The sequence below is a fragment of the Brenneria izadpanahii genome, assembly GCF_017569925.1.
GTDB lineage: Bacteria > Pseudomonadota > Gammaproteobacteria > Enterobacterales > Enterobacteriaceae > Brenneria > Brenneria izadpanahii.
Map to the genome: position 1 here is coordinate 4,245,591 of NZ_CP050854.1, position 13,467 is coordinate 4,259,057.

At 56.4% G+C, this 13,467-nt stretch carries 11 protein-coding genes; 8 read left to right on the forward strand and 3 right to left on the reverse strand.

All coding sequences use genetic code 11. The features are described from left to right. Position 1 precedes the first annotated feature (1 nt). Positions 2–661: a DNA oxidative demethylase AlkB gene (gene alkB / locus HC231_RS18900; RefSeq protein ID WP_208228254.1), complete on the reverse strand. Its 660-nt coding sequence runs from the start codon at positions 659–661 to the stop codon at positions 2–4. Beyond that, positions 651–1,733 (reverse strand): bifunctional DNA-binding transcriptional regulator/O6-methylguanine-DNA methyltransferase Ada, encoded by a 1,083-nt coding sequence (ada, locus tag HC231_RS18905; RefSeq protein ID WP_208228255.1) that lies wholly within the window; start codon positions 1,731–1,733, stop codon positions 651–653. The genes alkB and ada overlap by 11 nt, the downstream gene beginning before the upstream one ends. A 209-nt stretch (positions 1,734–1,942) precedes the next feature. Here ada and HC231_RS18910 point away from each other — a divergent pair, with 209 nt between their 5' ends. The 3 genes from HC231_RS18910 to tehB all read left to right on the forward strand — a co-directional run bounded on the left by HC231_RS18910 (position 1,943) and on the right by tehB (position 6,172). After that, positions 1,943–2,623: a DNA-3-methyladenine glycosylase family protein gene (locus tag HC231_RS18910; RefSeq protein ID WP_208228256.1), complete on the forward strand. Its 681-nt coding sequence runs from the start codon at positions 1,943–1,945 to the stop codon at positions 2,621–2,623. 650 nt (positions 2,624–3,273) lie between these two features. Beyond that, positions 3,274–4,917: a class I fumarate hydratase FumA gene (gene fumA, locus HC231_RS18915; protein ID WP_208228257.1), complete on the forward strand. Its 1,644-nt coding sequence runs from the start codon at positions 3,274–3,276 to the stop codon at positions 4,915–4,917. Positions 4,918–5,311: 394 nt separating this feature from the next. Continuing rightward, positions 5,312–6,172 carry an SAM-dependent methyltransferase TehB gene (gene tehB / locus HC231_RS18920; RefSeq protein WP_208228258.1) on the forward strand — a complete coding sequence of 287 codons (861 nt, stop codon included), beginning with the start codon at positions 5,312–5,314 and terminating at the stop codon, positions 6,170–6,172. Between the two features lie 39 nt (positions 6,173–6,211). Here tehB and HC231_RS18925 read toward each other — a convergent pair whose 3' ends face one another. Further along, a complete protein-coding gene (locus HC231_RS18925) occupies positions 6,212–6,982 on the reverse strand; it encodes a GntR family transcriptional regulator (protein WP_208228259.1) in 771 nt (256 codons plus the stop codon). Between the two features lie 231 nt (positions 6,983–7,213). Here HC231_RS18925 and HC231_RS18930 point away from each other — a divergent pair, with 231 nt between their 5' ends. From HC231_RS18930 to HC231_RS18950, 5 genes are read left to right on the forward strand one after another with little or no spacing between them, the layout of a single operon-like run. Then, positions 7,214–8,443: a M20 family metallopeptidase gene (locus HC231_RS18930; RefSeq protein ID WP_208231414.1), complete on the forward strand. Its 1,230-nt coding sequence runs from the start codon at positions 7,214–7,216 to the stop codon at positions 8,441–8,443. Then, complete coding sequence (locus HC231_RS18935; RefSeq protein ID WP_208228260.1) at positions 8,440–10,041, forward strand: ABC transporter substrate-binding protein; 1,602 nt, start codon at positions 8,440–8,442, stop codon at positions 10,039–10,041. Before HC231_RS18930 ends, HC231_RS18935 begins: the two co-directional genes overlap by 4 nt. Positions 10,042–10,053: 12 nt before the next feature. Continuing rightward, positions 10,054–11,001 carry an ABC transporter permease gene (locus HC231_RS18940; protein WP_208228261.1) on the forward strand — a complete coding sequence of 316 codons (948 nt, stop codon included), beginning with the start codon at positions 10,054–10,056 and terminating at the stop codon, positions 10,999–11,001. Further along, positions 10,994–11,827, forward strand: a complete 834-nt coding sequence (locus tag HC231_RS18945; RefSeq protein WP_208228262.1) for an ABC transporter permease — start codon at positions 10,994–10,996, stop codon at positions 11,825–11,827. Before HC231_RS18940 ends, HC231_RS18945 begins: the two co-directional genes overlap by 8 nt. Continuing rightward, positions 11,824–13,461, forward strand: a complete 1,638-nt coding sequence (locus tag HC231_RS18950) for a dipeptide ABC transporter ATP-binding protein (protein ID WP_208228263.1) — start codon at positions 11,824–11,826, stop codon at positions 13,459–13,461. Before HC231_RS18945 ends, HC231_RS18950 begins: the two co-directional genes overlap by 4 nt. Positions 13,462–13,467: the final 6 nt, after the last annotated feature.

Here is a 13,467-nt window from a genome sequence, read left to right on the forward strand (position 1 = left end):
TTCAGAGGCCCGCTTTACGAAACGTCAGATTAAAACGATACATGCCCGGCAAATACGCAGGCGCCGATCCCGGCTTCAGCGGCAACACGCCGTGATAGCGCAGCCGGGATTCCCCTCCCCAGACGACCACATCGCCATGCGCCAGCGGCCAACGCTGCGCCCGCTCGCTACGCGTCATACCGCCGAACAAGAACACCGCGCTTAATCCCAGTGAAAAAGAGACGATCGGCTGCCTAAGATCGTTTTCATCTTTATCCTGATGCAGAGATAATCGGGCGCCGACATCGTAACGGTTAATCAGGCAGGCATCCGGCTCGAAGCCGGCGAACCCCGCCTCTCTGGCGGCATCTTTCGCCAGTTGGGAAAAGATATCCGGCATCGCCGGCCAGCGTTGTCCGCTAAGCGGATCGAACGGGGAATAGCGATAGCCCGTTTCATCCGTTACCCAGCCAAGCGGCCCGCAGTTACTCATGGCTACCGACATGGTATAGCCGCCCGGCGTTATCATGTAACGAAACGGCGCGCGGGCGGTAACCGTATCAATCGCCGATACTAATGCCGGCGCCTGATCATAAGCGAACCCGCGCAGGATCGCCGCCCCAGGAGCCAAAGGTTCCGTGCGGCGTTGCGGTTCATCCTGTTCAAACAAATCAAGATTCATGATGTATGGATCCTCCCGCTTCTTTTGCCAATAACCTTCTCTTGCGTTCCACGCCCCAGCGGTAGCCCGATAGCGAACCATCCTGACGCACCACCCGATGGCATGGGATCGCCACCGCCAGCCGGTTGGCCGCGCAGGCTCCCGCAACGGCGCGAACCGCGGCGGGAGAGCCGATCCTGGCGGCGATATCGCTGTAGCTGGCCGTTTCGCCGATCGGGATATCCCGCAGCGCCTGCCATACCCGCTGCTGAAAAAGCGAACCGCGGATATCCAGCGGCAGCGTCAGCCCGACGCTCGGCGCGTCGACAAACCCCACCACCTGCGCCATCCGTTGCTCGAACCCGGCGTCCCCCCCTACCAGTTGCGCATTGGCGAACATATCCTGCAATTCATTCACCAACTGCTGCGGATCGTCCCCCAATAGAATGGCGCAGATCCCCCGCTCGCTTTCAGCCACCAGAATATCCCCCACCGAACAGACGCCGACGGCAAAATAGATCGTCATCCCCCGTCCTTTATGCTGAAACGTTTTCGGCGTCATCCCCAACTGCGCATTGGATTCCGCATAAAAACGCCCGTTCGGGCTGTAGCCGGCATCCTGGATCACGCCGGTAATCGGATTGTTTTTCAACAGTTGTTTGCGAACCTGCCGCCGCCGGCGGGCTTTGGCATATTGTTTTGGCGTAACGCCGGTGAGGTTTTTAAACAAACGGTGAAAATGAAAGGGGCTGAGTCCCACGCCTTTCGCCAATTCCTTCAGCCCCGGCGCCCGCTCCGCTTGTTCGATCATCCGGCAGGCCTGAGCAATCTGCCTGGCATGCTGCTCGTCACGCGGGATCAATCCCTGGCGGCAACGCTTGCAAGGCCGAAATCCGGCGGCCTGGGCCGCCTCCGCCGTGGCGAAGAACAGCACGTTTTCGCGTTTTGGCAGGCGGGACGCGCAGGAAGGCGAACAATATATCCCGGTCGTTTTTACCGCATAAATAAAACTGCCGTCCGCCGCTTTATCACGCGTCAGCACCGCCAGCCAGCGCGGATCATCATCAGATTCAGGGATATCGCCAACGTTCATTCGTCACCTCTGCATAGTCGATCCATTAATCCTTGCCTATCGTCAATAGATTTCAAGGTTCAGGAGCCACACACTAAGACGAAGAAGCATCATAAACACGCCCAACTCTTGCTTTTTAATTCCGCAGCCACTGCACAAGGCATGGCGAACCAACTTATACTCAGCTTCCTGACGCATATGTTATCACCCCGGCCCATGGAAAAATCGTTATGACATTCGATAGCCAACTGGATTTTAACCGCCAAGCCAAAGAACATCTTTGTGCGATTAATGGCCGCTGGGCCCATCTGATATCGCATATTGGCGACTGCCGGCATCAAACGGCGCCGCACCGGGAACCTTACGAAGCCTTAATCCGCGCCGTGGCTCACCAGCAGCTCACCGCCAGAGCGGGCGATGCGATGGTGGCGAAATTGCTGCGGATTCATGACGCCGCGGGGAAAACCTTTCCCAGCGCGGAGCAAATAGCGGCTTGCTCCGCCGAAACGCTGAAACAGTGCGGCTTCTCCGCTCGCAAGGCTGAAACGTTGCTCGCCATTGCGCAAGGCGCGCTCAGCGGACGGGTTCCCACCCTCAAACAGGCGATGGTAATGGACGATGAAACGCTGATCGAACAACTTAGTTCATTAAAAGGCATCGGGCGCTGGACGGTGGAAATATTTCTGATTTATTCGCTTGAGCGCAGTGACATTATGCCGCTGGACGATCTCGGCATTAAGCAAGGGCTACGCTATGTTTACGATCTACAGACGATGCCGAACCGCCAGACGCTGCGCGAGTTGAGTCATGCCTGTCAGCCTTATCGCACCATCGCCTCTTGGTATTTGTGGCGGACTCCGGCATTACCCGAATATCAGCAATTCAAAGGGATGCTGCGACCAACCCGCTGAGAACGCCGCTCAAGACATAGCGGCGGTTATTATCAGCGCGGATGAGAGTTCCGCGCGTACTCTTACTTCGCCGCTGAATAAATCGCTTGCAGGCTATCGTAGCGCCGCTTATATGCCGCGGCATAAGATAGCCGGGAAACGGTAACGCCATCAAAGCGCCGTCAGTAAAGGGGTCTGAAGCGCTCCATTTATGCCTTCATCCTCCGGGTTGCAAGCGTGTCGGCTTTCCCGCGGCTCGAATCATTTAGCGCGATATATTATTTAATCCTTACGTAATGAATTTAAAAAATAAGGATTCTAATAAAATGATTATTCCCTTCAATCATTACCATTATTTTAATTAAATAATTTAATTAAGTAACTTAAAGTGCGAATATTAATAATTCATTCTATTTGATTACAATCATTTTACTTTTCTATTTAACCGCAAATAAAAAGAGGTTTGCATGATTTTCTTGCCAATTATGTGATGCGGCGAAGTGGTACGTTTCGTCACAAAACCATACTATTATAGGGCTTATTACTTTTGTATTCGTGCCAAATGAAATAGGTAGCGATGATAACGACTCTGATACAAAGGTCATTAATAAGGAAATGAATCATACAGGATGTAATCCTACTAATATAATGCGAACGCAAGTGAGAAAAAAATGTCGACTAAACCCTTTCATTACCAAGATCCTTTTCCGTTAAGTAAGGATGACACCGAATATCGTCTTCTCAGCGGCGACTATGTTTCCGTTACCCAGTTTGAAGGCCAGGACATCCTGAAGATCGAACCGGAAGCGCTTACCCTCCTGGCCCAACAAGCCTTTCATGACGCCGCCTTCTTTCTTCGCCCTTCCCATCAGCAACAGGTCGCCAGCATTCTTCACGACCCGGAAGCCAGCGAAAACGACAAATACGTCGCGCTGCAATTTCTGCGCAACTCGGAAATTGCCGCCAAAGGTATTCTGCCGACCTGTCAGGATACGGGCACCGCGATTATCGTCGGCAAGAAAGGCCAGCGGGTCTGGACGGGCGCCAATGACGCCGAATCGCTGTCCCGCGGCGTTTACAACACATTCACCGAAGATAACCTGCGCTACTCGCAGAACGCCCCGTTGGATATGTATAAAGAGGTGAATACCGGCACCAACCTGCCGGCGCAGATCGACCTCTACAGCACCGAAGGCGAAGAGTATAAATTCCTGTTTGTCAGCAAAGGCGGCGGCTCCGCCAACAAAACCTATCTGTATCAGGAAACCAAAGCGCTGTTGACTCCGGAGAAGCTGAAAAACTTCCTGCTGGACAAGATGCGCTCGCTGGGCACGGCCGCTTGCCCACCGTACCATATCGCCTTTGTCGTCGGCGGCACCTCCGCCGAAACCACGCTCAAAACGGTGAAGCTGGCTTCAACCAAATATTATGATGAACTGCCGACCGAGGGTAACGAACACGGTCAGGCTTTCCGGGATCTCGCGCTGGAGCAGGAACTGCTGGAAGCGGCGCGCGATCTGGGGCTGGGGGCGCAGTTCGGCGGTAAATACTTCGCCCACGACGTGCGCGTTATCCGTCTGCCGCGCCACGGCGCCTCCTGCCCGGTGGGCATGGGCGTATCCTGCTCGGCCGACCGTAATATCAAGGGTAAAATCAACCGCAAAGGCGTCTGGCTGGAACAGCTGGAACACAATCCGGGCAAATATATCCCCGAAGAGTTACGCCAGGCGGGCGAAGGCGAAGCGGTCAAAATAGATCTTAATCGCCCCATGCCGGAAATCCTGAAAGAACTGTCGAAATACCCGGTTTCCACCCGTCTTTCACTGACCGGCACCATCATCGTGGGCCGCGACATTGCGCATGCCAAAATGAAAGAGCGTTTGGACAACGGCGAAGGGTTGCCGCAATACATTAAAGATCATCCGATCTACTACGCCGGCCCGGCGAAAACCCCCGCTGGCTACGCCTCCGGTTCATTAGGCCCGACAACCGCCGGACGCATGGATTCGTACGTGGATTTACTGCAAGCCAACGGCGGCAGCATGATCATGCTGGCCAAAGGCAACCGCAGCCAGCAGGTAACCGATGCCTGCCACAAACACGGCGGCTTCTACCTCGGCAGCATCGGCGGCCCGGCGGCGATTCTGGCGCAGAACAGCATCAAGAGCCTGACCTGCGTGGAATATCCGGAACTGGGTATGGAAGCGGTATGGAAAATTGAAGTGGAGGACTTCCCGGCCTTTATTCTGGTTGATGATAAAGGCAATGACTTCTACCAGATGATCCAGAGCGCCAAATGCACGAAATGCGCTTAAGCGCTCATCGCTGAAACGCACTGGTTATCATGTCAAAACCCCGGCATTCATTGCCGGGGTTTTAAATTACTGACAACGTTCGAAACATTGCCATAGCTTACCCCCACCCAACCTCCCCCTTGTCAGGGGGGCGCTAACCCACTAAAAAACCAGTTTCCCCCTGGGAAGAGGAGGATGTCGGAGAGGTGTTAGAACCGGATGGTTGGTCATCCAACTCGGTATTTTTTACCTTATTCCTTCATCTTTCAAATTGCAGCTACGTTGGCTGACGTCATAAGAACGTTTTTGCTTTATCCCCGGCCGAAAAACAAATAATGCATTTCAAATGCATATTTCTGGTCAAGCTGTCCGCCGATTTATAAAATACCTCAATCAACGATATGCAGAGGTAAAAATGCAAAATCTTATTTGCTATAAAAAAATGCCGCGCTGGAACAGCGCCACCCTCCCCGCCGCCTTTCAGGAAAAACACAACACCAAAGAAGGAACCTGGGCCAAACTCGTCATTCTGCAAGGAGAAATGACCTTTTCTCTGCTACACGAAAACGGGGAAACCAAAGAGACATTGCACTTCTCGCAGCACAATCAACCGCCATTTATTGAGCCGCAGGCATGGCACCGCATCGTGTCCTTTTCCGACGACCTGGAATGTCAGCTGAGTTTTTTCTGCACACCGGAAGATTACTACGCCCAAAAATATCAACTCACCCGCACCCATTCAGAAGTCATCAACGCCATGCAATATATCCAGCCCGGCAAAGCGCTGGATTTAGGCTGCGGCAGCGGACGTAACGCGCTGTATTTAAACCTGCGCGGTTTTGATGTCACCGCCTGCGACAAAAACGAGCATAGTATTGAAGCGCTCAACGAAATCATCAGAAGCGAGGCGCTGAATCACATTCAGGCCCACGTATACAATATCAACCTGGCGGAAATCAAAACGCGGTACGATTTTATTCTCTCGACCGTGGTATTCATGTTCCTGGAACGCGAGCGCATTGCGCACATTATTCGCAATATGCAGGCGCAGACGACGCAGGGCGGATATAACCTGATCGTCGCCGCCATGTCGACCGATGACTACCCCTGCCCTATCCCGTTTTCTTTTACTTTCAAAGAGGGCGAACTGAAAAACTATTATGCCGATTGGCAGATCGTCAAATATAACGAAGACCTCGGCGAGCTGCACAAAACCGATGAGAACGGCAACCGGATAAAGCTGCGCTTCGCCACGCTGCTGGCGAAAAAGCCTTAAGCACCGCAATCCGCTTGCCCAAAGGACAAAATTACCGCCTCACCGCATCTCGTTGAGGTAAATAAAATGGTCGGTGCTGAAACGGTGATGCGCAAGGATCACCGGCACCGCGCTCTGATCGAAAGAAATTTCGTCAATCACCATAATGGCATGGGGTTCGGAGAGTTCGAGCAGCGTCAGATCCTCCGGCGTCGCCAGCACGGCCGTCAACTGTTCTCGTACCGCGGCCACCCGCACTCCGTAATGTTCCAACAGGAAACGATACAGTAATTCCGGCACCTGCTCCGCTGGCGGGAAATCAGGAAAGTGCAACACCGGCAGCACCATGACTTCATGCATGGCGGCGATTCCCTTCACCCGCCGCAAACGCTTCAGGCGGATAACCTGCTCCGAAGGCGAAATTTGCAGTTTGGCGGCCTCATCCGCGCTGGCGATAGCCACCTGATAATCCAGCAGTTGGGTCGCCGAATGAACCAGAGCGCCGTCTTTGCCATGCAGGCGGAAATATTGAAAGAAATGGCTGAGATTGTGCAGCGGCGCCCATCCGGTGACTACCGTCCCGGTCTTACGCCGGCGCATCAGCATCCCTTCGTCGGTCAACGCCGCCAGCGCCTTACGCACCGTCCCCACCGAAACGCCGAAATCCGCCGCCAGCGCCTGTTCCCCCGGCAACACCGAACCTGGCGTCAATTGCCCCATCAGAATGGCTTCACTGATATGGCGTTTCACCACTTCATATAAGCGCGCGCCTTCAAATTCATTTAATCGGTGAAAGCGGCTGACTTCCTGTTCATGTTTTTGCTGCACCATTACTGATTACCTCTTGACCAAAGGCACTAACTGAATTATCTATAAACTATATAGAAATAAAAAATCGAGTATAGCATGTCGTATAAGAAAAAAATATCGGCGACGTCGTCCAGCGTCACGCAACAACCATCCGCGGAACCGCGGGCAGAAACCGCCCATGGTAAAAAACTGGACGCGGCGCTGAAATCACTGCCGCAGGACGAACAAGCCATACTACACGATCTGCGCGATATGCTGGCGGTCGATACCTGCTTCCCTCCCGGACAGGGTTATCCGGCCTTTGCCGATTTGATGGAAGAAATACTCACGCCTCTGGGATTCGCCTGCTCCCGCGTCGACGTTCCTGAAGCGTTATGGCAAGTTCCCGACGGCAGCGCTCAGGGCGCGCGAACCAATCTGATTGCCTCGTTGCCGGCAAACGCGGCGGAAAACTGCAACCTCTACTTTCATGTAGACACCGTTCCTCCCGGCGACGGCTGGCATTTCCCGCCGCTGGCTTTAACGCAGCAGGACGGCAAACTATTCGGCCGAGGTAGCGCGGACATGAAAGGCACCATCGTCGCCACCCTGGCCGCCCTGCGCGCCGCGCAGCGATTCGATCTGCCTTTACGCTTCAATCCGGTGCTGCTGCTATGCACCGATGAAGAAGGGGGACTGTACCCCGGCATCCGCTATCTGGCGGAACAACGGCTTTTTCACGGCCACATGCTGAGCTTCAACGGCGGAGCGGCTCCCCGAATCTGGGCCGGATGCTTCGGCAGTTTCGATCTCGCTATTCAGGTGACGGGACGCGCGGCCCATTCCGGCGATCCGGCGGGCGGCATTAACGCCATCGAAGAGAGTCTGCCGTTAATGAACGCGCTGTACGAACTGAAAAAAGAGGTGGAGCGGAGAACCTCGGCCATGCCTGCGCCGCCGCACTATCAGGGCGCGCCCCTCACTTCCCGCCTCACCATCGCGCTCGCCAAAGGGGGAAGCAAAGGCTCCACCATTCCGGCGCGCTTCGAACTATTGATCAACCGCCGCTATTCGCCGGAAGAGACGTTCAACCAGGCGATGGATGAGATCGTCAACTGCATCGAACAGGCGATGTCCGGTTCACGGGCGCTTGCGGTTGAGCATCATCTTATCGGCCATCTTGCCCCGGTCAACGATCCGACCGGCCCGCACTGGCCGCGCTGGCTGTCCGCGCTGAGCGTGGGATTTGGTTTCCATGCCGACGATTTCCGCGCCTGGGGATCATCCACCAGCTCCGATATGGGATGGGTGCAGCAGGCCGGCATACGGGAAATCCTGCTGGGCGGACTGGCGCGCCCGGACAACCATATCCATGCCGCCGATGAATACACCACCATGCAGGATCTTATCGCGCTGTCACGCTCGATCCTGGCTTACCTGGCCCACGATTTCGAGCCGGGTCCGACCTTTGATATCTCCCCACCAGAGAGGAAAGCATCATGAGCACCGGGAAAACCACTTTAAACCGTCGTCAGTTCATCATCGGTTCATCCTGTTTAGCCAGCGCGGCCATGCTGCCATGGGCGATGCCGGCGGCTGCGGCCGATGCGGTCAGTTCAACGCCGGCCAACGGGACGCCGCGCCGGGGCGGCGTACTGCGATTCAGCGTCGATCAGGCCGCCAACGTCATCCATCCTCACCGGGTACGGGTAAACCCGGAATATCTGCTGGCGGAGCTGTTATATAGCGGTCTGACTCGTCTGACGCAGAATATGCAGGCGGAAGGCGATCTGGCTGAATCCTGGCAATCCAACCCGGAACTGACGCAGTGGACCTTCAAGCTGCGCAGCAACCTGAAATTTCATGACGGTTCCGACTGTACGGCGCAGGATGTGGCGGCGAGCTTTGAAGCTATCCTTAATCCGGATAACGCCTCGCCCGCGCTGCATAATGTCGGCCCAATCGACAGCGTTACCGCCAGCGACGACCATACCGTCATTATCACCACCACGGGCGCTTATGCGGATTTACCCGTCGCGCTGGCCTATCCCGATGCCAAAATTATTCCGGCGGCCATTGCCCGCGGCGATCTTGAACGCCTCAGTAAAGAGGCGATCGGCACCGGTCCATTTAAACTGTTGTCTTTTGAACCCGCCCGTCAGATCGTCGTGGAGCGCAACCCCGATTATTACGATCCCGCCCGTCCCTATCTGGACCGGATAGAAATCGTGGTATACCCGGACCCGATTGCGGAAAGCTCCGCACTAAGAGCGGGCGATACCGATCTGATGATGGCGGCCCAGACGACCGAATTTACCCGGCTATCCCGCACGCCGGGCATTATTCCGCTGCGCATCGCCTCCGGCCAGTTTTTGAACGTCAACATGGGGTGCGACCAGAAGCCGTTTAATGATGTGCGCGTTCGTCAGGCGCTGGCTCTGTGCGTCGATCGTCAGGCGATGGTCGATTTTGTCGCCGAAGGATACGGCGCGCCCGGTAACGATTATCCCCTCAGTCCGGCCTATCCGTTTTATAAAGCGATCCCTCTTAAACAGGCCGATTACGCAAAAGCCAAAGCGCTGCTGGCCGAAGCCGGTTATCCCAATGGTTTGGATCTCACGCTGATTGCCTCCGATAAACCCGCCACTCGTACCCAGTTGGGCATCGCTTTGCGGGAGATGTGCAAACCGGCGGGGATCAGCATCGACGTCAAAACCATGGCCAACAGCACCTATCTTGATCAGGTATGGAAGAAAAATAACTTCTATGTGGGTTTTTATAATATGCAACCCACGCCCGACGCGGTGTTTTCCCTGCTCTACACCACGGAAGCGGCCTGGAATGAAACTCGCTGGAATAATCAGGAATTCGATCGGCAGATCAAGCAAGCCAGAGAGGTCGCCGATCCCGCGCAGCGCAGCGCGCTCTACGCCAGGGCTCAGGAGTTAATGAATGAGCAGGTTCCCTCATTGATTCCCACCTTCTTCGATCTGCTGTCCGCCAGCCGCGACTATGTCGCGGGCTACCAGTTGAATCCGCGCGGCGCGGTGTTCCGTCTGGACCACGTGTGGCTGACCGCCAACGCGCCGGCACGCCGGTAACGAGGAGGCAGTGTGACCGCAAGCTATCTGTTAAAACGATTTTTACTGGTGATTTATACCTTGCTGGTGGTTTCACTGCTGGTGTTCGGCATTACCCAGTTGCTTCCCGCCGACGCCGCCGTCACCCTGCTGGGACAAAACGCCACGCCGCAGGCGTTGGCGGCGGTGCGGGAGCGCCTGGGGCTGGATGCCCCGGCCTGGTGGCAATACTGGCAATGGCTCAAAGGCATCGTCCAGGGCGACTGGGGCATTTCCATGCGCAACGGCCTGCCGGTCGCCCCCACCCTGCTCACCGCCCTCTCCCGTTCGCTGCTGCTGGCGGCCTGCGCGTTGACGCTGATGCTGATTGTCGCCATTCCGCTCGGCATCTGGGCGGCGATACGGCGGGGGAAAATGGCGGATATGCTGGTCGGCGTACTGTCGTATGTCGGGGTCTCTTTCCCTGAATTCGTTACCGCCACCCTGCTTCTGCTGCTCTTTGCCGATATCTGGCAGTGGCTGCCCGCCACCGGCTATGTTCCTCTGACGGAAGATCCGATCGGCGGCATTCGCCACCTGATCCTGCCGTCAGTCACCGTGGCGCTGATTCTGGTGGCCCACGTTTCCCGCATGGTGCGCTCCGAAATGGTCGACGTACTGCAAACCGACTATATCCGGGCGGCCTATCTGAAGGGGCTATCGCGCCGCCGCATCCTATGGCGTCACGCTTTGCGTAACGGACTGATGCCCACCATCACCATCGTCGCGCTGGATGTGGGCTATCTGCTGGGCGGCATCGTCGTGGTGGAGGAGATCTTCGCTATCCCCGGCATCGGCAGGGAACTGATCGTCGCCGTGCAATCGCGGGATCTGCCGACCATTCAGGCCGGCGTCATGATTCTGGCGGCCACCTATTCCATCGTTAATTTCCTGGCCGACGTGGCATATATCACTCTGGATAAACGGATCCATTATGCCTGATATCATCAAACAGCTTCTTCGATCTCCGCAGGGCGCCGTCGGCAGCCTGATTTTGTTGCTGGCGCTGCTGATGGTATGCGGCGGTAAACACCTTGCCCCCTACGATCCGGAAAGCCTGTCGCTGCTGGCGCGATATCAGGCGCCCAGCCTGCAACACTGGTTCGGCACCGATCAGCTTGGGCGCGATATTTTCAGCCGCGTTATGTCGGGCGCCAGAGCGACCATTCTGCTCTCTTTGCTGGCGACGTCGCTGGCCATGATTATCGGCTCCACCATCGGCACCACCAGCGCCTATCTGGGCGGCCGCATCGATGAAGCCATCATGCGCACTATGGACGCCATTATGTCCATTCCCAGTTTGCTGTTCGCCCTGCTGATCGTCAGTACGCTGGGCCAGAGCAGCCTGAATGCCGTACTGGCCATCACCATCGCCTTTATTCCGGGCATGGTGCGGATCGCCCGCAGCGTCTCCCTTTCCGTGCGCCAGCAGGATTACGTCAACGCCGCCATCGCCAGAGGCGAAAATACCGGCTACATTATTGTGCGGGAAATGCTGCCCAATATCGTCGCCCCGATCATCGTCGAGGCCACCATCCGCGTCGCTTTCGCCATTATGCTGTTCGCTACGCTGAGCTTCCTCGGTCTTGGCGCTCAGCCGCCGGATCCGGAATGGGGACTGATGGTGTCCGAAGCCCGCGCCTATTTTTTCAACGCTCCGTGGATGATGCTGATCCCCGGACTCGCCATCGCCATCGTCGCCATCGGTTTCAACCTGCTGGGCGACGGCTTACGTGACGTACTTAACCCAAGGAGCCGCCGCTCATGACACGGGATACCGCCAACACGCCGGTTCTGTCGGTAGAAAATTACCGTCTTGACTACCTGCTGCCCCAGGGGAATGTGCTGCACGTACTGGATGATATCAATCTGCGCGTGCAGCCTGGCGAAGTGGTCGGGCTGGTCGGGGAGTCCGGCTCCGGGAAAACCACGCTGGGCTGGTCCATCATGCGCTACCTGGCCGCCAATGCCAGAGAGCAAAGCGGCGCTATCCGCCTGCTCGACGCCGATCTCCGTCAAATGCCGCAATCGCAGATCGAATCGTTGCGCGGCGGGCAGTTGGGGATGATTTTTCAGGATCCCAGCGCCTCCCTGAACCCAACGCTGTCGCTGGGGGAACAGATCACCGAAGTGTTGATTCGCCACCGCCGGTTGGATCGGCAGCAGGCCGACGAACTGGCGATCCAGTTAATGCAGGACGTTGAGCTTAAACAGCCGCGGGAAATGATGAAACGCTATCCGCACCAGGTTTCCGGGGGAGAAAAGCAGCGTATTCTGATCGCCGCCGCGTTTGCCTGCCAGCCTAAGTGCCTCATTTTTGATGAGCCCACCACCGCCCTTGATGCGATCAGCGCGTCGCAAATTCTCCAGCTATTCGAACGCCTGCGCGAAGAAACCGGTGTCGCCGCGCTGTATATCTCTCACGATTTGGCGCTGGTGTCGAAAGTCGCCGACCGGATCTGCGTGCTGGAAAAAGGCCGCATTATCGAACAGGCGCCGGCTAGGGAACTCTTCCGCCATCCCCGCCATGACTATACCCGCAGTCTGGTTCGCGCCGCGCCCGATCCCAACTGCCGTTTGCTGACGAATGAAGAGATGATGACCAGGCGCGAACCGCTGTTGAGTCTGGAGAAACTGACGATTTCCTATGGCCGCCGCGGCCTGTTGGACAAGCTATTGCAACGTTCAAACGGGCAGACCAAAGCCGCGGACGATGTCAATCTGACCATTCACCGTGGGGAAATCGTCGGCGTCGTCGGCGAGTCCGGTTCGGGAAAATCATCGTTGGCGAAGGCGCTGACCGGGCTGGTGCCGTTCAGCGGCAAGCTGGATTTCCGCGGTTATAGCCTATTCGGCTCGGCGGAGATGGATAAGGATTACCGCCGCCGGGTACAGATGATTTTTCAGCACCCGGACGCCTCGCTTAACCCGCGCCAGCGCATCGGCGAAATCATTGCCCGCCCGCTGCGGCTATATGGTCTCCCTAAAGGAGAAACCGAGTCGCAGGCGGTTGCCCGGCTGCTCGAAGAGGTGCGCTTGCCGGCAGATATGGCGCAGCGTTTTCCTCATGAATTATCCGGCGGACAGAAACAGCGGGTCGCCATCGCCAGAGCCTTTGCCTATCCGCCGGAATTGGTGATCTGCGATGAGATTACGGCGGCGCTGGATGTCTCGGTGCAGGCCACCATTATTGAGCTATTGCTTAGCCTGCGCCGCCGCTACGGAACGGCCTACCTGTTTATTACCCATGACCTCAACCTGATCCGCCAGATTGCCCATCGGGTTGCCGTGATGTATCGCAGCGAGTTGCTGGAGATCCTGCCCGGAGAGGATATGACCGGCAGTGCCAAGCACCCTTATACGCAAGCATTGTTGGCCGCCGTCCATGTGCCGGAATATTGATAACTT

Excerpts from the sequence above, each read along its gene's own strand:
- alkB (WP_208228254.1), bottom strand. The coding sequence starts at position 661 with ATGAATCTTGATTTGTTTGAACAGGATGAACCGCAACGCCGCACGGAA.
- ada (WP_208228255.1), bottom strand. The coding sequence starts at position 1,733 with ATGAACGTTGGCGATATCCCTGAATCTGATGATGATCCGCGCTGGCTG.
- HC231_RS18910 (WP_208228256.1), top strand. The coding sequence starts at position 1,943 with ATGACATTCGATAGCCAACTGGATTTTAACCGCCAAGCCAAAGAACAT.
- fumA (WP_208228257.1), top strand. The coding sequence starts at position 3,274 with ATGTCGACTAAACCCTTTCATTACCAAGATCCTTTTCCGTTAAGTAAG.
- tehB (WP_208228258.1), top strand. The coding sequence starts at position 5,312 with ATGCAAAATCTTATTTGCTATAAAAAAATGCCGCGCTGGAACAGCGCC.
- HC231_RS18925 (WP_208228259.1), bottom strand. The coding sequence starts at position 6,982 with ATGGTGCAGCAAAAACATGAACAGGAAGTCAGCCGCTTTCACCGATTA.
- HC231_RS18930 (WP_208231414.1), top strand. The coding sequence starts at position 7,214 with ATGCTGGCGGTCGATACCTGCTTCCCTCCCGGACAGGGTTATCCGGCC.
- HC231_RS18935 (WP_208228260.1), top strand. The coding sequence starts at position 8,440 with ATGAGCACCGGGAAAACCACTTTAAACCGTCGTCAGTTCATCATCGGT.
- HC231_RS18945 (WP_208228262.1), top strand. The coding sequence starts at position 10,994 with ATGCCTGATATCATCAAACAGCTTCTTCGATCTCCGCAGGGCGCCGTC.
- HC231_RS18950 (WP_208228263.1), top strand. The coding sequence starts at position 11,824 with ATGACACGGGATACCGCCAACACGCCGGTTCTGTCGGTAGAAAATTAC.